The sequence below is a fragment of the Pedobacter sp. KH_004 genome, assembly GCF_057840755.1.
This window is the reverse complement of the sequence record NZ_CM174519.1, coordinates 1,564,563-1,580,620: the sequence shown is the minus strand read 5'-3', so window position 1 is coordinate 1,580,620 and position 16,058 is coordinate 1,564,563. Positions and strand designations below refer to the sequence as shown.

Annotated in this window: 23 protein-coding genes; all 23 read right to left on the bottom strand. The window is 34.5% G+C overall.

Annotated elements, in window-relative coordinates:
- Nucleotides 1-86 precede the first annotated feature (86 nt).
- Nucleotides 87-1,025, bottom strand: a complete 939-nt coding sequence (locus tag AC3ITD_RS06710; protein WP_489365152.1) for an XAC2610-related protein — start codon at nucleotides 1,023-1,025, stop codon at nucleotides 87-89.
- Nucleotides 1,026-1,268: 243 nt separating this feature from the next.
- The gene (locus AC3ITD_RS06705; protein WP_489365150.1) at nucleotides 1,269-1,706 is read right to left on the bottom strand and encodes a hypothetical protein; all 438 of its coding nucleotides are present in this window, start codon (nucleotides 1,704-1,706) and stop codon (nucleotides 1,269-1,271) included.
- On the bottom strand, nucleotides 1,679-2,098 hold the full coding sequence (locus AC3ITD_RS06700) for a hypothetical protein (protein ID WP_489365148.1): 420 nt from the start codon (nucleotides 2,096-2,098) through the stop codon (nucleotides 1,679-1,681). Before AC3ITD_RS06700 ends, AC3ITD_RS06705 begins: the two co-directional genes overlap by 28 nt.
- Nucleotides 2,099-2,238: 140 nt before the next feature.
- Nucleotides 2,239-3,309, bottom strand: a complete 1,071-nt coding sequence (locus AC3ITD_RS06695; protein ID WP_265801340.1) for a DUF6688 domain-containing protein — start codon at nucleotides 3,307-3,309, stop codon at nucleotides 2,239-2,241.
- 101 nt (nucleotides 3,310-3,410) lie between these two features.
- Nucleotides 3,411-3,794, bottom strand: a complete 384-nt coding sequence (locus AC3ITD_RS06690) for a hypothetical protein (RefSeq protein ID WP_489365146.1) — start codon at nucleotides 3,792-3,794, stop codon at nucleotides 3,411-3,413.
- 17 nt (nucleotides 3,795-3,811) lie between these two features.
- Nucleotides 3,812-4,132, bottom strand: coding sequence for a hypothetical protein (locus tag AC3ITD_RS06685; protein WP_265801338.1), 321 nt, complete (start codon nucleotides 4,130-4,132; stop codon nucleotides 3,812-3,814).
- On the bottom strand, nucleotides 4,129-4,950 hold the full coding sequence (locus AC3ITD_RS06680; RefSeq protein ID WP_489365144.1) for a hypothetical protein: 822 nt from the start codon (nucleotides 4,948-4,950) through the stop codon (nucleotides 4,129-4,131). The genes AC3ITD_RS06685 and AC3ITD_RS06680 overlap by 4 nt, the downstream gene beginning before the upstream one ends.
- A 33-nt stretch (nucleotides 4,951-4,983) precedes the next feature.
- Nucleotides 4,984-5,508 carry a hypothetical protein gene (locus AC3ITD_RS06675; RefSeq protein ID WP_489365142.1) on the bottom strand — a complete coding sequence of 175 codons (525 nt, stop codon included), beginning with the start codon at nucleotides 5,506-5,508 and terminating at the stop codon, nucleotides 4,984-4,986.
- Between the two features lie 94 nt (nucleotides 5,509-5,602).
- Complete coding sequence (locus tag AC3ITD_RS06670; RefSeq protein ID WP_489365140.1) at nucleotides 5,603-6,583, bottom strand: toxin-antitoxin system YwqK family antitoxin; 981 nt, start codon at nucleotides 6,581-6,583, stop codon at nucleotides 5,603-5,605.
- Nucleotides 6,584-6,758: 175 nt separating this feature from the next.
- A complete protein-coding gene (locus tag AC3ITD_RS06665) occupies nucleotides 6,759-7,139 on the bottom strand; it encodes a hypothetical protein (RefSeq protein ID WP_489365138.1) in 381 nt (126 codons plus the stop codon).
- Nucleotides 7,139-8,041 (bottom strand): hypothetical protein, encoded by a 903-nt coding sequence (locus tag AC3ITD_RS06660; protein ID WP_489365136.1) that lies wholly within the window; start codon nucleotides 8,039-8,041, stop codon nucleotides 7,139-7,141. Before AC3ITD_RS06660 ends, AC3ITD_RS06665 begins: the two co-directional genes overlap by 1 nt.
- 23 nt (nucleotides 8,042-8,064) lie before the next feature.
- Nucleotides 8,065-8,445, bottom strand: a complete 381-nt coding sequence (locus tag AC3ITD_RS06655) for a hypothetical protein (protein WP_489365134.1) — start codon at nucleotides 8,443-8,445, stop codon at nucleotides 8,065-8,067.
- 15 nt (nucleotides 8,446-8,460) lie between these two features.
- A complete protein-coding gene (locus AC3ITD_RS06650; RefSeq protein WP_489365132.1) occupies nucleotides 8,461-9,195 on the bottom strand; it encodes a DUF6882 domain-containing protein in 735 nt (244 codons plus the stop codon).
- A 58-nt stretch (nucleotides 9,196-9,253) separates the two neighbouring features.
- Nucleotides 9,254-10,075, bottom strand: coding sequence for a toxin-antitoxin system YwqK family antitoxin (locus AC3ITD_RS06645; RefSeq protein ID WP_489365130.1), 822 nt, complete (start codon nucleotides 10,073-10,075; stop codon nucleotides 9,254-9,256).
- Nucleotides 10,076-10,092: 17 nt separating this feature from the next.
- Complete coding sequence (locus AC3ITD_RS06640; RefSeq protein ID WP_489365128.1) at nucleotides 10,093-10,455, bottom strand: hypothetical protein; 363 nt, start codon at nucleotides 10,453-10,455, stop codon at nucleotides 10,093-10,095.
- A gap of 146 nt (nucleotides 10,456-10,601) precedes the next feature.
- Complete coding sequence (locus AC3ITD_RS06635) at nucleotides 10,602-11,270, bottom strand: hypothetical protein (protein WP_489365126.1); 669 nt, start codon at nucleotides 11,268-11,270, stop codon at nucleotides 10,602-10,604.
- Nucleotides 11,267-11,977, bottom strand: a complete 711-nt coding sequence (locus AC3ITD_RS06630) for an XAC2610-related protein (RefSeq protein ID WP_489365124.1) — start codon at nucleotides 11,975-11,977, stop codon at nucleotides 11,267-11,269. Before AC3ITD_RS06630 ends, AC3ITD_RS06635 begins: the two co-directional genes overlap by 4 nt.
- A gap of 10 nt (nucleotides 11,978-11,987) precedes the next feature.
- The gene (locus tag AC3ITD_RS06625; protein WP_489365122.1) at nucleotides 11,988-12,500 is read right to left on the bottom strand and encodes a L,D-transpeptidase family protein; all 513 of its coding nucleotides are present in this window, start codon (nucleotides 12,498-12,500) and stop codon (nucleotides 11,988-11,990) included.
- A 3-nt stretch (nucleotides 12,501-12,503) separates the two neighbouring features.
- On the bottom strand, nucleotides 12,504-12,746 hold the full coding sequence (locus AC3ITD_RS06620) for a hypothetical protein (RefSeq protein WP_489365120.1): 243 nt from the start codon (nucleotides 12,744-12,746) through the stop codon (nucleotides 12,504-12,506).
- Entirely contained in the window at nucleotides 12,725-14,290 is a 1,566-nt protein-coding gene (locus tag AC3ITD_RS06615; RefSeq protein ID WP_489365118.1) for a WG repeat-containing protein, read from the bottom strand. The genes AC3ITD_RS06620 and AC3ITD_RS06615 overlap by 22 nt, the downstream gene beginning before the upstream one ends.
- 4 nt (nucleotides 14,291-14,294) lie before the next feature.
- A complete protein-coding gene (locus AC3ITD_RS06610; protein WP_489365116.1) occupies nucleotides 14,295-15,041 on the bottom strand; it encodes a DUF2931 family protein in 747 nt (248 codons plus the stop codon).
- A 4-nt stretch (nucleotides 15,042-15,045) separates the two neighbouring features.
- The gene (locus AC3ITD_RS06605; RefSeq protein ID WP_489365115.1) at nucleotides 15,046-15,354 is read right to left on the bottom strand and encodes a hypothetical protein; all 309 of its coding nucleotides are present in this window, start codon (nucleotides 15,352-15,354) and stop codon (nucleotides 15,046-15,048) included.
- A gap of 5 nt (nucleotides 15,355-15,359) precedes the next feature.
- Complete coding sequence (locus AC3ITD_RS06600; RefSeq protein WP_489365114.1) at nucleotides 15,360-15,935, bottom strand: peroxiredoxin family protein; 576 nt, start codon at nucleotides 15,933-15,935, stop codon at nucleotides 15,360-15,362.
- Nucleotides 15,936-16,058 lie beyond the last annotated feature (123 nt).

Here is a 16,058-nt window from a genome sequence, read left to right as displayed (position 1 = left end):
TCTATAGATAATAATTATTCGCTCTAGCATTGTATAAATGTGTTGCTCTTGATTTATTATTCGCAAAAATAAATGCCTTAAACCCCTTACTTTTTCTTTTCGGTTTTAACCAATACAGATTTTCCGTTTTCGATCTTGTAATAGGTTAAATGCGTGTAGCTGTCATTTTCGTAAACCCGTTCTTCTTTCACCAGAAACAGTTTTCCATTTTGCCAGCGGTAATATTGAGTTCCTTCGTTTCCGCTTCCATCTGCATCTATGGTTTGGGCTTGTTTTTTAACGGCATCAAAAAATATTACACCTAAATCATTCAACTGTTTGCTTTGGGTAAATCCACGTTTTTCGGGTTGATAGATAAAATACAAGAAAGAGTAATCGCCTTTGGCTACGCCTGGGTAATAGATGGGAATTTTAATATCGAGGTAACCATCAAAATTCAGATCCTCGAGCAAAACTTCGGCTTCTTTCATAAAAACGTCATGAAAATCTGTAAAAATCCAGCGCTGGCTTTTGTTTACGAAGACCTTAAGCAAAACCAAATTGAAATAATATTGCGCATCGGCGGGAAGGTTATCTATCTTCGCTCGATTTCTGGCGTACTGAAAAACGTAATTGGAAGGATTAAATGCCTTTAAATTTTCTCTACCTGTCAGTTTTACGGTTAGATATGCTGCGTTTTTACCAGGTTTTTGCCAACTACCGCTCAAATAAATCTGGTCTATATAATTAAGTCTGAATTTCCCTGTGATTTCATATTTCCGCTTTGCGATGTTGTAGGTGCTTTCTTGCAGGTTTAGTTCGCCATCTATTAATTTGCCCTCAAGAATTATTTTCTCGGTATTGCCATTCTTTTTGTAGTAATATTCACCAGCTATACTATCGTTCTTTTGGTTCATTTCCAATTTCATTTCTATCGGATATTTATCGATTAATCCAGTGAAATTTATAATTGAAGTAACTTTGGCATCTTGGGCTTTTAATTCAAAAGACAGTGCTGTTAATAGTATGATAAGTATTTTTTTCATTGTTTGTTTTTCAGTGTATGTTGTTTAATCTTCGCTGCTTCCTCCTCAATGTCATCAAGTTAAAAAGCTTCGTCATTGCGAGGGTCAATTTTTCATCGTCCGAAGCAATCTCCTTTTCGGAAGTAGAACGCTAAACAGGAATGAGATTGCTTCGTTCCTCACAATGACGACCGCTTTAAAAACCTTAGCTTAATTAAGCGGGACACATGACCAATACCTTTCTATTAGAGAATTCAACCGTTTTTAATAATCGAACCATTCTAAAATATACGCTTCATTTCTCCCCTCTGCTAATTGATACATATCAATCGGTTTGCCGTAAAACAACTGCATCGCTTTGGCATCAAATTTTGCAACACAATCATCTATAGTTAACCTGCAATAAATTTTTACCGGCACCAGAAACTGTCCCTCGTTGTTGGCATTATAACCTCCATAAACTCTCTCGTTTTTATCAGCTGTTGTAAAATAATGTTCGCAACGATTATATTCGATAGTCCTACTTCTAATACTGTTCTCGAATTTCTCTTTACCATTAGCACGATAAAATTCAGCAGGATCATAATCTGCTAACTTTGAGGGCAAGGCCGTTAATTCGGCAAGAGTTAAAGGGATATGCAATAAAATACAGGAAGTATTTACTCGTCCCGTGTTCAATAAAGAACGTTTTCTTTCATACATCTCCCTTCATTAGATTTTTCAAGTTCTTTTCGCTTGGCTACATAATTCGCTTCATTCTCAATAATTTCTTTATGGTATTTAAGCTTTTTAAAAATTTTCGGGTCGAGGTTTTTCGGGTCGATATTTAATACATATTGCGCATTGGTGTAGACATTTCTGCCTTCCTTGTAATAACTAATGTAGGCGTTCCAACTTGGAATACTGCTCATCCAACTCACATCTAAAACTAATGGCACTAAGTCGGAAGATTTAATGGCGTATTGCTGATTACCAATTTTTGCAATTAGAAAATCTGTTTCTACATTAAAATCGGGAATAAAATCGCCAACTGGTTTACGCTGTTTAATTAAACCTAAAGGTTCTACAGAAACTGTGCTCGTTTTCTCTTCCATTTTTGTAGGTTTTACTTCTTGCCCGATGCAGCTAAACGAGACAAACAACAGGAAAAGAGAAGTTATTTTAAATCGCATATTGTCTGTTTATTTTCTATTTTCGTCTATCTGCTTTGATCTTTAGTTTTTCAGCTTTATTCTTAAATTTCATATTGTTTGTTTATTTTTTCTTCGGGTTTTGCACTACACAAGTACAGCACCATCAAAAAGAAATATTCTAAAGGTTTCATTAAGATATAAACTGCGTTTGAAGCCTTAGCTGTTGTAATTTTTCGCGATAGCGGATAACCATATTTATCGTAAAAATCTCTAATCACTTTGTGTAAACGAGGTGCATTTTCTTGTATCAGCTCCTCAAAAGCATTGGCGATTAACAACTGTCTGTTCACAATAATTTCATGTCCATGTCTTTTGCCAAGGCGTAAAGGTTTTACAATTGAAGGCGTTCCACACACGGCAACAGTGCATAAATAATGTCCATTATGATCTAAAAATGGCGGATGTGTTTTTTGTGAAAATGCCCATGTGGTGGTTTCGGTAAACACTTTGGTTATGGAGTTGGCATCTTGACCAAAAAGCATTAAGATAGCCACTATGATTGCGAAAACAGGAATGAGCATGGCAAAAATCAATAAGGGTTGCCTTCCTGTTTTAGCTAATTTTTGATTTAAGTAATTTAAAAATTTATTTCGATAAGTTTTGGTATTGGCTGTACCTGCTTCGGCAATAACTATTTTAGTTAATACCACGACGGCAGTAACAATATAGGAGAAAGGCAAGAGTGCAAATAAAAATGTTTCGCCACTTTGCTCTGTATTGGTACTGGCTTGCATAATTACAGCAATGCTAATTGGGATGCCGATGATTACAAAAACCACAAATAGCGAAAATAGTAAAGGCGGCAATGACCTGCCTTTATACCAAAGTTTAATTAAGCCAAAAACTGCGAGTACAAAAAACACTAAAAGCGTTGGCAAATGTCTGGACGCAAAAGGGGTATAACCACCATCTACAGGGTCTATTGCATCGTAATAGTCATCTCCATTAATTAGCCATCCTAAACCAAATAAACCGGCAGACAGGATAAAAAGACTTATAAAAATAAACTCCCCAACTACAATTGCAGGTTTTGCATTTTGCCTCAATGTTTTGTAAAAAAAGTAGCCCACAACTGGGCAAATAATAAAAAACAAGATGATGATTACCGTCATTTTAATTCCCTCTTGGTGCTTCTAGTTCTTTTTTATATGGATCGATACCATCAATATAAAAACCAATTTTATAAATATGTCTTCCAAAATCATTTTCCCATCTAAAGAAAAATTAATGTTTTTCTGTTGTAATTTTTCGAATAAGCTTTCGAATAATTTAAATTGGCAATCTGTAGCAATTCATTATCTGTCTTCCGCAACCTAAACCTGTAAGATCCATATCTACCATAACCACTAATTTGATGGGCCATATCAATTGCTTTCTTATTAAATGCATCCGTGGTTTCTATTGGATCATGGTTATGCGTTACCGGAAACCCATCGACCAATATAATACCATAATTTTTTACTTCCCTGTCATTCAATTTACTGTCATTAACCTGCATTTCAACGATATAATCAACACCTTTATATTTAACAGTGGAAAGGCTAACCAAACCATTTTTGGAACGAAAATTTTTACCATCATCTGAGTTCAATTCCAATGTTGGACACATGGAGATCACCTGTTTAATAGGTTTAAAAAGTTCAATTTTGATGTTCTTATTGAGATAGAGAACTTATCTCCAAATGTTTCGATCCTATCTTTTTGCAGTTTAAAAAGTGATAAGGCCCAATTGTAGCTGACCTCATTAAAAGGTTTGGGTTTGATACTATCCGTATAAATAATCCTTACCGGATCGTATTCATAGGGGTTATCGATGCTATAAACCAAACGAGCGAGTTCATCAGCTTTTTTATATAAACTGTTTGTTTTAGTTTGGGCCGTAACTATTTTTGCTAAGCCAAATAAAACGCATAAGAGTAAGCCGATTTTTTTCATTTCACCTTCGTTAATTTCATTTGATATAAATCTACATCAGAGATATTGTATTTCCCCGTAAGCTCTTTGAGTTTACCTGCATCGAATAGCATTTTCGTATTGTTCAAAACCTGATAGCTCCCTTTTGAATTTGTGGTATCTGCTGGTCTGTTTGGCCCATCAAAAGTGCTATTATATTCGCAAATCATATTTATTTTAAATGGTGATTTTTCTGCATCAAACCTCACCTCTATCATTCTCCTAATCATTCCCTCTGGAAGATTTTTAGCACCAGTATAGGCGTTGTCTACAAGCCCTTGATACTCGCTGTAAAACGGACTGCACCTATCTGTTTTACACCATTCTCTAAAACCATCTTTAAGCAAATAAACGGTATCAGCCTGTTTGGTAAAGGCTAATTTCCAATCGCTATTTTTTAGCAAAGCTGATATATCAAATGTTTGGTTGGTTCTTCTTAAAAAAATAGTATCAATTTTATATTTCGCACCTTTTGATTGCCCACCGCCTCTTGTACTATACATTGAAACTGCATCTTTTTCAAAGCCTTCTTTTTCTACCGGCTCAAAAACCATTAAGGGAGGAGCTTCCATAGCAAATATTTCAGTCAACAAAAATGCCTTGTAACGTTCTTCAGCAAGCTTAAACCTTCCATTTTTATCTGTTAAAGCTTCTCCAACCTTGCAATTGGCAATGGGGTTTTTATCGTAATCTACAATTACGCCAGTAATTTCTGGTCGCCTGAGCCGCGAAACGCAAGATTGCTGGCTTATAGCAATAAAGCTGAGGAATAAACAAATTAATGCCCTAATTTTTATCATAGTTGAAAAATAAGCGGTAAACGTTAGCACAGTTTAATTTAAAATATCACTATGTATTCTTCCAATCTCATCATCAGATGCCATAAAATCGTATTTATCTGTGAACACCCAATATTCATTACTTATTTGTGTATCCCTGTAAAGTGTGAGATGAAAAGTTTTTATTTTCTTGTTCACTATTGTCAAACCCATACCTTCTCCATAACCAGAATGATGAGAATTATAGTCTTTCATTTTTAGTATTTCATTTTTCAGTTCTTTCGAAGAGAATTTGCCAAAAACATCATCTTGTTGGTAAATTTTAGTATCCGCATCATTTACTATCATTTTAACTTCGTTTCTAATCTTTTCTATCATATTTGTATAGATGTTGTAGGTTAAAAAGCCGAAAAAAATCGCATTGAATATTAATATAATTCCAACTTTTCTATATTTCAAAAACTTAATTTCGAACTGCGAAATAAAGGCAATTGAAAAACCAATCAGTCCAAAAAAAACTGAAATAGCAAAAATCAATTTTATAGTTAAGTAGAGTTCAGAATATTCATCTATGCTCATTTTTTTAAACGTTTTTCAGTTTCGATGCCAATCAGATTTGTTGATCAGTGCTTTTTAACTTTTAAGCAAATTTAAGGTTGTGTATTTACCATTTTTAAAGTTTTTTATCAATTAACTTGCCTTTCCTATCGTAATATTTCCATTCACCAATCTGCTTTCCATTACTAGATTTTCCGATACTTTCCAGTTTTCCGTTATCGTGATATGTTTTCCATTCGCCTGTTCGTTTTCCATTTTCATCATATTGCCCAATTTTTTCTAATTGCTCATTTTCATGGTAAGCTCGCCACTCGCCAGCGCTTTTTCCATTAATATAACTACCAACAGTTTTCAGTTTTCCATTATCATGAAACCATTTCCATTCGCCAGTTTGTTTGCCATCTTCATAGTTCCCAATTATCCATAATTGGTTATTTTCGTGATATCTTTTTGACAGCCCAATCAGCTGTCCATTGTTGTATGTCTCTATACTTGCAAGTTTTCCATCCTCGTAAAACGATTTCCATTCTTCAACTTCAATACCATTTTTATAATGTTCAATTCGTTCTAATTGTCCACTTTCATAGTAATATTTCCACTCTCCCGTTTTGTTTTGGTTTTCGTAATTTCCAATAGATAAGAGTTGTCCGTTTTCGTGGTATTTTTTCCACTCACCAGTTTCCAGTTCATTTTCATAGTTTCCCACTTCCATTAGCTTACCATTATCGTAAAATACATTCCAATCATTTATTTTATTGCCTTCATATATTCCTGTTTTATATATTTTACCATCAATATAGTAGCTTTCCCATTTTCCTCTTAGTTTTCCATTATCCCAACTTCCTATTTCGCTTAATTTTCCATTTGGGAAATAAACTTTCCATTCGCCTGTTTGCTTATCATTTTCATACTTTCCAATCGTCGCTAGTTTTCCATTTTCATGATACTGTTTCCATTCACCAGTTTTTTGGCTATTGGCATCGTATAAGCCTAGCTGCCTTAATTGTCCATTGTCGTAATAGCTTTTCTCTTCACTTTGTCCAAAAGCAAAAGATTGCACCAGTAAGAGCATTGTAAGTATCCATATATTTTTCATTCGTAATTATTTGTCTTCAAAGGTGATGAAGCTATCATGATTTTTTTCATTTAACTGTGGGTTTTGAAAAATCATGATGGTTTCATTTGCGTTTCTTAAATGGTGTTATTGAGATACTTAATTATTTTATCTTCCTGTCAATTATTCCTCTATCAACGTAACCAGTAACATTAGACTAATTTTTCTTATAATTATCGAGGTTTAAACCATTTGTTTTAAAAACCAAGCCTTCATCATTAATAAATATCTCTGCCATTTCTCCATTGGTGCGCATAGATAAATGGTATTCTTTTTTATTAATAGCAAACGTTACCGCCTTTGCACCAATTTTAATGTCTTGGTTTGGCTCGTAACTCAATTTTTTCAATGCTGTTTTCAGGTTTTCGAGCTGTGTTTTGTTCAGTAAAAATGTTCCATAATTATTATGGATTTCCGCTTTTTCTATAGCGTCGATATCTAAAAAATCAGCAAGCATTTTATCTTTTATAAATATTGGGTTTTGGCTGCATCCATAAAACAAAGCGATAATTAAGATTATGATCAGTTTTTTCATCATTACTTCTTATCCGTCAATTCCAGTTCATCTAAAGTTGCTTTGGTTTCTTTAAGTGCTTTAATTTCTTCGTTTAGCTTTTTAATTTCCATATCAAAATAAGCTGTATCCGCTTTTGGTCTTTCAATAGTTCCACCTTTTTTGGTTGTTATTTTAGTGGCGTAAGCTTTGATTACCAAATCATATGGAGAAAAATCGGTGATAGGAAATTTTGCAGTTTTCCATAAGTTAGAATGCTGAACCGCATTATGTAGCAAGGGTTGGTGATAATCATAACTTTCATTGGGTTTTAAAACATAATCATTATTCCAAGTACCTCCCTGACCTTCTGAAGCTATTAATTCTCCAGTTTTTTTGGAATAAATATTAATGTAAAACATATACTCTCCGATTAAATTTTCTTTAAAAGTGTTTGTAAAGGTCAAATCCAAAAAAGGCTGTTTGGGATCATCGGAAAAAAACACATCTTCACTAACGGAGATTTTAGTCAATTTAAAAGCATCTATCTGCTGAGTTATTTTAGCCGCCTTCAGTTTATCTTTTTCTAAACTATCTATTTCGGCTGTTTTGTTCGCAATTTTTTCATCCCTGTCGGCTTTTAAAAAGTCTTCAGCATAGCTGATGATTGCGCTATAGCTTTTGCCATCAATCATTTCTATCGAGATTTTGTCGAATGATTTTCCTTCATATTTCTCTGGAGAATTCCATTTCTCTTTCATGGCTTTTACAACGATTATCCGCAAAGCTTTCTCAAGGTTTTCTTTTTCTTCTTTGTCTAGCTTTTCTTCCATCTTAGCTTTCGATGTTTTAAAAGCTTGCTCATCTTTGCCAGAAATAGTTGGACCACAAGCAGTAAAAAGCATTATGATTAGCGAAAGCATTAAAACTGAACAGGAATTTTTCATTTTGATTTCTTTAGATGATAAGCCTAAGCTTGTTGAATACTTTTTGCGTTATTAAATATTGCGTTGGTTAGTTCAGTTGTGTCTTCTGCCGAAAAATGACTGTGTCCAATTCCTACCAGTTGGGCATTAACCCCTTCTGTTGGTTGTAAAAAAGTATCGTAGGCAAAGTCAATTAAACCACTTACATATTTTTCTGCAGCCCCTAGTTCTATTAATTTATGTTTTACAAACGCATTTATTTCGGTTGGGTCTAAAAAGCATAATAAATTTCCGACGCCGAAACTATAGCCATAATAACTTAAAGCAAAAACATTAAACAAGGTTTGGTTATTGATATCCCACCTTTCATCGGTTGTTACCTGATTAAATAATTGTTCACTTTTTTGTTTAAAAATTTCTATCATTTTTTTGCTGGATTTTTATCCGTTCAACTTTGTTAATCTCGATAGCTCATCGAACTCGGCTGTAATCGTTTCTCCGTTTTTTGTAGCAACTAACTTGGTTCCATTCTCAGAAATTTGGTAACCTTTTGCGGTTAAATAATTGGTTAGCGCCAAATTGTGGTTCATCTCAAATTGCGAAATCAATTGCGGAAAAACTGTGGCAATTCTGTGGTGATTGTGCTGACGAATTTTATCTACTTTTTCACTTTGTATGGTAACAACCATTGCACCTTCACCATAATCGGCGATGTAATAACCACTGGTGTTAAACATGCCCGAAGCCACCGATCCAATTAAGTTTAAATTTTCAATTGTTGCATCAAATTGGTTAATAATTAATAAGTCTATTTCGTTTTCCTCACCGTATTGTTTTAGTTGGTTTGCTTGTTGCATAATGCTTTCAGGCAATTCTGATTTTGTATTTGCCCAGGCCCAAAGCCAAGTTTGAGATGAATGTGAGAATGTTCCTAAAACCTGGATAGGAAACACCAAGTCTGCGCCAAAGCTAATTTCTCCTTTCGTCATGTCAACATTCCAATTATTGCTGCCGATTACATCGCCTAAAACAATTTGTTTATCGAACGCAATACCGCCAAACTGTTCTATAAGTTCTTGTTCGGTTTTACAGATTGGTATACTTGGTGTCGGCAATGTTTCTTTTGGCTGTTCAGCTTTATCGTTTTGTCCAAATATTTTATCAAAAAATCCCATAAGAAAATGTTTAAATTATGTTGTTTCTAAGGCAAGAAGCAATCGATTTTACTGCCGTTTACTTTTGCGCTTGCTTGTAAATTGCTTCTGATACTTTTTCTCCATTGAGGTAATAATGTGTAAAAAGCACTGATCCATCTGGTTTGTACATGTGTGAAACGCCATGACGTTTTCCGTTCAAAAATTCGGCATCCAATTTTTTTTTGCCCAAAGCATAATTGGTGGATAAACCGTTTTGCAAATCATCCTTATAATTGGTTTCAGTCATGATTTGTCCATCGTTATAAACTCGATAAACACCATTTCGCTTATCATCTTTGTAATTAATTTCTATAGTTAATTTCCCATCTGAACCATAAGTTTTAGAAGTTCCATTCTTCAAATCGTTTTCATAATAAGCTTCGGTTATCACTTGGTCGCCTGAAAAGGTTTGAGATAAACCGTGTTTTTTATCGGCTTTGTATACAGATTTATTGGATAATTTACCACCGCTGTACATTTCGCTGGCACCGTTTTTTTTGCCATCCTTATACTCCTGGCGTAACCAAACTTTGCCTTCGTTATTGTAATTTTCTTTTATCCCGTTACGAACGCCGTTTTTGTAGTAAAGTTTGCATTCCATTCTTCCGCCTTGCGAATACCAAAACGCCTCGCCAGTAATTATTCCTTTTTTAATATTGTACAGCGCAAATCCACCTTCATCAAAAGGTATTTTATATTTGCCTTGTAAGAGTTTGTTATTTAAGCTGAGCACCAATTCGCTACTATCGGCATTGTAATCCTTTTGCAAATGTTTCCATTTTATTTCTTCGGGCAGTTGTGCAAAAATTGGTTTAGCCAAACAAAGCAGCAGGGATAAAGGAGTAATCTTCAAAATCATTTTTGGAGCCATTTTAATTAATCTAGTTTGTCTCTTTTTTCATCCCACTTTTTAGTAAGGTCCTCTATAAATCCGTAATACGTTTTGCGTTCATCACGTTTAAGCTTATCTTCTAATTTAAGTGCCTTTATTGTCCAGTCAGAAAACTGGATGCTTAACTCCGGAGAATATGATTTGTCATCATTTTTCACCGCAGTTGAGAGTACATTCCAAAGATCTTTGAAATCATTTAGATGATTATTTACTTCATCATTACTATATTTCGGGATTTCGATACCAGATTTGGAGAAGTAATCAACTCCATCGCTTTTAGGCGAATTTGAACAGGCGGAAACAAGTGATAGGACAATAAATAGGAAGAAAAAATTTAGCGTTCTCATGCTTATATCATTTTATAAACACCAAACTATAAATTTTCATTTGATCGAAATCGCTCAATTATTATTTGCAAGGAATTGTTTATTATTCGCTTATGCTTTATATACTTTACAACCCTTAGAATGTTTGATTAACAGATTTCGAATGATTAACCTGCCGCAGTAAAGCCTTTAAAAATGATTCGTTTATTGTCGACCACTTCAAACATATAAATGTTGTTGTGTTCTCCCTCACTTACATGCTCTCCGTTTTCATCAACACCAGTGTTGCCAAAACTCATATTTAAATACAGGGCGTTTTGTTCTTCTACGTAAAAATCAGCTAACATTTGATAGGTATAGTCTCCTTTGGTAAATATTGGTGATTCTGAATGCTGCTCATTCAAAAGCTTAGCGGTTTTTATTTTGGTGATGGTCTTCACAAAGTCGGCATCGAAAATCAGGTTAAGGTAACGGTCGAGATCCTCTTCGTAAAAGAAATCGGCTTTGCTTCCATATTTTAACTTTCGCTTCTTCCACTCCCCATCGCTCAATTGAATTAAATACCACAAACTAGAATTTTCGGTAGTTACTACAGGAAATTTAAAATAGGTTTTAAGCTTGGCCTTATCCTTTGTTAAAACAGCAGACCTAAAATTTTTAAAATCATCAACCCAGGTTTTCACCGGGATGTATTTTGACGTATTAGCTATCTTTATTTGAGTGGTATCGGCAACTTTTTCCTGCACCACATTTTGGGTATTCGCATCTTTCTTTTTGTCGCCACCATTACATGCAAATAATAGCGACGCTGCAAAAAGCATCAATATTTTCTTCATTTTCGATTTTTATCTGAAATATCTTTGATCTTACCATCCAATACCTCCTCGTCTCCGTCGAAATCATCCTCAAAACTTGCACCAATTTGGTAAACCTTGTTGGCTTTGGAAATTTTATAAACGCTATAGTTGTTTGTTCCAGAATAACCATAACCTAGAATTATATTATATTTCTTGTTATATTCTGGATTAACAATATTCTCAAAATCTAGTACGCGATTAACTTTATGATTTTTGCTATCTACCAGATATAAAAAATAATGTGAGTTTGAACCTCTGGCACCCGTTTCTGAAAAGATAAGAATATCATTTACATCATCTCCATTGAAATCTTTGTATTCTATAAAATCTTTTTGGGTTTTGATAAGTACATTTTCTCCCCAGATTATTTTATCAGTTTGCCCCCTATCTATACCAAAATAAATTCGAGCTGTTTTTCCTTTTTCCAGGTATTCTTCCCCACAATTTTGAACTGCAAAAACATAACTAGTATCTGCAAACGGATGGTAATATTCCCAGATACAATTTGGATCGCACTGATAAAAGACCTTACTATCACTCGTATTTCCCACAATAGGATTTTCGATTTTGATTTGCTTTTTCTGTTGTTTCGGAAAAGCCTTCACCTCTTTACCTGAGTGTTTCTTCTCCTCTGATTGACAAGCAGCTATACTAAACAAAAATATAAGTATAATTAAATTTCTCATTTCACTTATTTTATGGTTTGATCTGAATTTCCGCTCCTAATTTCACGGAGCGATATAACTCATCGACCTCAGAATTCGTTAAGGCAACACATCCATTCGTCCAGTTAAACCACCTTTGAAATTTGTTAATCATACCTAGACCATTTCGTAAACCATGAATTTTTATATCGCCACCTGGAGACTTTCCTATCGACGTTGCATAATTGATATCTTGCACATTAGGATAAGAAATACCTAAATTTTTATTGTAGCCGCTTTTATCATTCTTGGCCTTGATAGTATAATGTCCCTCAGGTGTTTTTTCATCACCTTCAAATTGTTTATGTCCAACCGGATTATCGCCAAAAGAAACTTGGTAGGTTTTAAGCAATTTCCCTTGCTGATAAACGAACATTTTATGTTGAGATTTAGAAACTACCAACGAATCTACCAACACATCTGATGGAAGTTTATTTTCTGGGTATATGTTGTAAACCAAACCAGCAAAAAACACAATGACCAATAGCAATAATATCTTTCTCATTTTCTAGTTTTCCTTTTTTGGCGCTGGTTGCAAAGTTGGTGCGCCCTCTGTTGCCTCAACCGACTTCTTATCATCCGTTAGATTGTACAAATCAATTTTATAAAGCAACTGATTTTTATCACTGTATTCATATAGCCAAATTCCACTTACAGTTCCCTTGGCGTTAATCATATCATATTTTATCTTTCTATTTTTAGCATCATAGCTGGTTTTATAAGTATACGCTAATTGCTTATCTCTAAACAATTTTCAACAATGAGCCTACCTTTTTCATCGTATTTAAATAACATTTTACCACCAACGTTGCCGTTAGTTATTTCAGTACGTTCCAACAATCTGCCAAATTTATCGTAAACGAAGTGTTCCTCATATTTGTAATTATCACTAGAAAAAACGGTTTTCACAACCTGTTTTTTTGTATTGTAAGTCTTTGAAGTTTTACCATGCTCGTTGTCATCAGACAAGTCATAAACTTCATCTCCACCAGTGTAACGTGTAACTTTTGTCACGCTATCAACTTTGTTGTAATAAAAAGTATCCTCGCAACTTAACTCTGGCAAAGGAATGTAGTCGAAATCGAAACCTGTTTCTTTAAACACCTTACCTTTTTCATTATATTGATATTTAATAACCCGGCCAAGGCGATGATTTACAGTGGCTAATTTTTTAAACTTTTCTATTTCAGCTTCACTAAGTTTCGGTGTAATAATGATTGTTTTAGGCTGAAGCGGCAAGCCTACAATGATTTGGTTACCGTACTTATCAATAAATAATCTTTGATCAGTTTTGATGTTTCGGAAGCCCAAAAAACCTTCTTTGGAATAGCAATAAGCCAACCTGTAATACCCGTTCGGGATAGTTACAGTTTTATTAGTTTCAATAAAATAATAATATTTGTAACGATCTAATTCTATAAAATGGTGGTCAGCATCATTTATTTCTTTGGAAATTTCTGTAATTTCTTTTCCATCACTATTAATGAGAAACAATGTTCGGGCATCTGGGTTAGTATTACCTGGATCTTTTACTGCACCTGTATAAAATTCGGAAGGGCGTGATCGATGAAAATACGCCATATCATAATCATAATCTTTGGATATTTTTTCGCCCTTTTTATTTACTAAATATGCTACATCACTTTTAAGTATAATTTTGGCTTTAGGCTCTCTATCCTCAACCAGACTTTGCTTTGCACGATATCCTTTTAACAACCCTAGCTGGCTGTAAATAATTTCATCTGCTTGACTTGCACCACCCTCATGGTAAGCATAACCATCATTTAATGCATTGCTGGTATTATTATAAACTATTGGTGATAAAATTTGTGTATTGGTATTGAACACGCCAAACTTATTCCCCATTTGTACTGTAAGTAAACTGTCTGGTAGCGCCACAAAAACACTGCCTATTCTATCGTATTGAAAATTGAGAATGATTTTTCCGGTGTCGTTTATCAACCCAAATACTTCTTTGCCTAAATTATTAAGCTGGCATATCGCGATATATTTACCATATGATTTAATGAAACCAGAAATTTCTTTTTGAGCCGGAAAAATAATCTCTCCGGTTTTTTTATTTGCAACGCCATAACCGTAATTAATAGAAGCGCTTTCTTTGGTTTGATATTGTATAAAGTTGCTGTCTATTTCATGAATAAAATGGAATTTAGCTAGTTTTTCAATTAGGGCTTTGTTGTCTTCTAAAATATTAGGCTGTGCGTGTACTTTTTGTTTTATGAAAATTGAAAAACAGATCAAGAAAAAACTATATTTAGATAATATATTTCTCATAGCGTTAATCTATAAATCCGTTTTTCTTTTGGTAATCCCAAAGTTCTTTGTTGTTCTCTATATATCGAGAAGGCGAATCGATATAGTTTGCATCTTTGTCATAGCCATTTTTAAGCAGCGTTTTCACACTATCTGATAGTTTGCTGAAAGCTTCTTCAAAATACGCTTCTTTCGATATTTTTCCATCGAAGTAAAAATCAGCTGCCTTTGGGATTTTTGGTTTTAATTTGACACGCAAAATTTCCTGCTCCAAATTTACTCCCCTTAACCATATAATTACATTGCCTTTATTTGCAACTCCAACCATAAACGACAAACCTTTCCGCCTGCCGGCATAATCAGATAACACTAAAAACTGCTTATTCTGACGAGCTGAATCGAATATTTTTTCTATGCTACGTTTTGGCAGTTGCAGGCTATCACTATAAAAGAGCTTATCCTTGAATGAAAAATAACTTATTTTAATACTGCTTGGCAATCTTTGTGTTTTCGCATGTGTGCTGGCCGTGTAATCAATTTGCCAATTTGCTGAAAAACTAGACAAGTATTCAGAATCTATATGCTCGAAATCATCATTTGGCGTGATCAAGTACAACTCAGAAATTGCTATCGGAAATGTATTTGGCGCAGTAACAGTTGCCGAATAATCATATCTCTCCCAGCTCTTGTAAGTCAAAACACGATAAGTGATACCTGCAAGCAGTAAGACACCAAAACCAATATACAACTTGTTGATGTGATTGATCTTCATACTATTAATGGTTAAAGCCCTTACTTAGTTGCCATGAATACCATAACAAACCAAAGAAAACAATAGCGATGATTAGCGCAATGCCAAATAGCCATTTACCAATTCTGTAACCTTTTCCATGATAGCTAAATGCGTAGCCACCTAACAAAAACAAGATACCAATCCCCAAAACGCCTAAGCCCAGCTCTTTTCCTTCTTCGCCTCCGCTGAAAGCAAAAGCCACTAACAAGGAAAAATTTGCTAAAATTAAGACAATACTAAGGTTACTATTTTTCGTTTTATTTAATTCGAGTTCATCCTGTTCCATCAACATGGAAATTAAAGTTTCTTTGATTTAACCAAACTATCGAGCAAAACATCAAAGGTGTCTGTGTTCCCGCCACACCCGTTGTAAACTACTTTACCTTTCGGATCAATCAGGATTTTTGCCGGTGTGCAATAAACGTTCTCTTTAATTGCCTTCTCTCTGCCTGGCCCCTGTGTATTGTCAATTTGTTTGAAACTGAACTTAGCGTCTATGATACTTTTCGTCATAGTTGCAGCATCATCAGAAAACCCATTCACAATTCCAACCATTGGAAACTGATTGCCATATTTTTGGTGCAGTGTATTTAGTTCAGCCACCAGATCATAACTTTCTGATTTTTTGAGGTAGCTATTTTGATAAACGAACACAATCCAGTACTTACCATCATGCTCTGCAGAATTAAATGTGCTTCCATCAACCGTTTTTGCCGAAAAATTTTTCGGACTGCTGCCAAGCAGCAAATCGACATCAGCTTTGTTTGCCGCAATAATTTCCTTCATTTCATCGGCTTTCGTTTTTTCCTGCGATTCGCCATTGCAAGCAAGCAGGGCAAGAAGCATAAAATTTGCTAAGATAAATTTCTTCATAAATAGTAGTTTAGTTCAATCGTGTTTTCATGGTACATTCATTACGAGACATCTCCAACCCTTCTTTTGACTTTGGTTAATACCTTTTTAGCGTCAAACTTTCAACTGCGTTTTTTTCTTGTC

What these genes read in the sequence shown, in the direction of transcription:
- AC3ITD_RS06625 (WP_489365122.1), bottom strand. Translation starts at nt 12,500, where the DNA reads ATGAGAAAGATATTATTGCTATTGGTCATTGTGTTTTTTGCTGGTTTG.
- AC3ITD_RS06615 (WP_489365118.1), bottom strand. Translation starts at nt 14,290, where the DNA reads ATGAGAAATATATTATCTAAATATAGTTTTTTCTTGATCTGTTTTTCA.
- AC3ITD_RS06675 (WP_489365142.1), bottom strand. Translation starts at nt 5,508, where the DNA reads ATGAGCATAGATGAATATTCTGAACTCTACTTAACTATAAAATTGATT.
- AC3ITD_RS06645 (WP_489365130.1), bottom strand. Translation starts at nt 10,075, where the DNA reads ATGATTTTGAAGATTACTCCTTTATCCCTGCTGCTTTGTTTGGCTAAA.
- AC3ITD_RS06605 (WP_489365115.1), bottom strand. Translation starts at nt 15,354, where the DNA reads ATGTTGATGGAACAGGATGAACTCGAATTAAATAAAACGAAAAATAGT.
- AC3ITD_RS06635 (WP_489365126.1), bottom strand. Translation starts at nt 11,270, where the DNA reads ATGAAGAAAATATTGATGCTTTTTGCAGCGTCGCTATTATTTGCATGT.
- AC3ITD_RS06665 (WP_489365138.1), bottom strand. Translation starts at nt 7,139, where the DNA reads ATGATGAAAAAACTGATCATAATCTTAATTATCGCTTTGTTTTATGGA.
- AC3ITD_RS06705 (WP_489365150.1), bottom strand. Translation starts at nt 1,706, where the DNA reads ATGTATGAAAGAAAACGTTCTTTATTGAACACGGGACGAGTAAATACT.
- AC3ITD_RS06650 (WP_489365132.1), bottom strand. Translation starts at nt 9,195, where the DNA reads ATGGGATTTTTTGATAAAATATTTGGACAAAACGATAAAGCTGAACAG.
- AC3ITD_RS06670 (WP_489365140.1), bottom strand. Translation starts at nt 6,583, where the DNA reads ATGAAAAATATATGGATACTTACAATGCTCTTACTGGTGCAATCTTTT.
- AC3ITD_RS06685 (WP_265801338.1), bottom strand. Translation starts at nt 4,132, where the DNA reads ATGAAAAAAATCGGCTTACTCTTATGCGTTTTATTTGGCTTAGCAAAA.
- AC3ITD_RS06710 (WP_489365152.1), bottom strand. Translation starts at nt 1,025, where the DNA reads ATGAAAAAAATACTTATCATACTATTAACAGCACTGTCTTTTGAATTA.
- AC3ITD_RS06600 (WP_489365114.1), bottom strand. Translation starts at nt 15,935, where the DNA reads ATGAAGAAATTTATCTTAGCAAATTTTATGCTTCTTGCCCTGCTTGCT.
- AC3ITD_RS06610 (WP_489365116.1), bottom strand. Translation starts at nt 15,041, where the DNA reads ATGAAGATCAATCACATCAACAAGTTGTATATTGGTTTTGGTGTCTTA.
- AC3ITD_RS06630 (WP_489365124.1), bottom strand. Translation starts at nt 11,977, where the DNA reads ATGAGAAATTTAATTATACTTATATTTTTGTTTAGTATAGCTGCTTGT.
- AC3ITD_RS06695 (WP_265801340.1), bottom strand. Translation starts at nt 3,309, where the DNA reads ATGACGGTAATCATCATCTTGTTTTTTATTATTTGCCCAGTTGTGGGC.
- AC3ITD_RS06640 (WP_489365128.1), bottom strand. Translation starts at nt 10,455, where the DNA reads ATGAGAACGCTAAATTTTTTCTTCCTATTTATTGTCCTATCACTTGTT.
- AC3ITD_RS06700 (WP_489365148.1), bottom strand. Translation starts at nt 2,098, where the DNA reads ATGGAAGAGAAAACGAGCACAGTTTCTGTAGAACCTTTAGGTTTAATT.
- AC3ITD_RS06655 (WP_489365134.1), bottom strand. Translation starts at nt 8,445, where the DNA reads ATGATAGAAATTTTTAAACAAAAAAGTGAACAATTATTTAATCAGGTA.
- AC3ITD_RS06660 (WP_489365136.1), bottom strand. Translation starts at nt 8,041, where the DNA reads ATGAAAAATTCCTGTTCAGTTTTAATGCTTTCGCTAATCATAATGCTT.
- AC3ITD_RS06680 (WP_489365144.1), bottom strand. Translation starts at nt 4,950, where the DNA reads ATGATAAAAATTAGGGCATTAATTTGTTTATTCCTCAGCTTTATTGCT.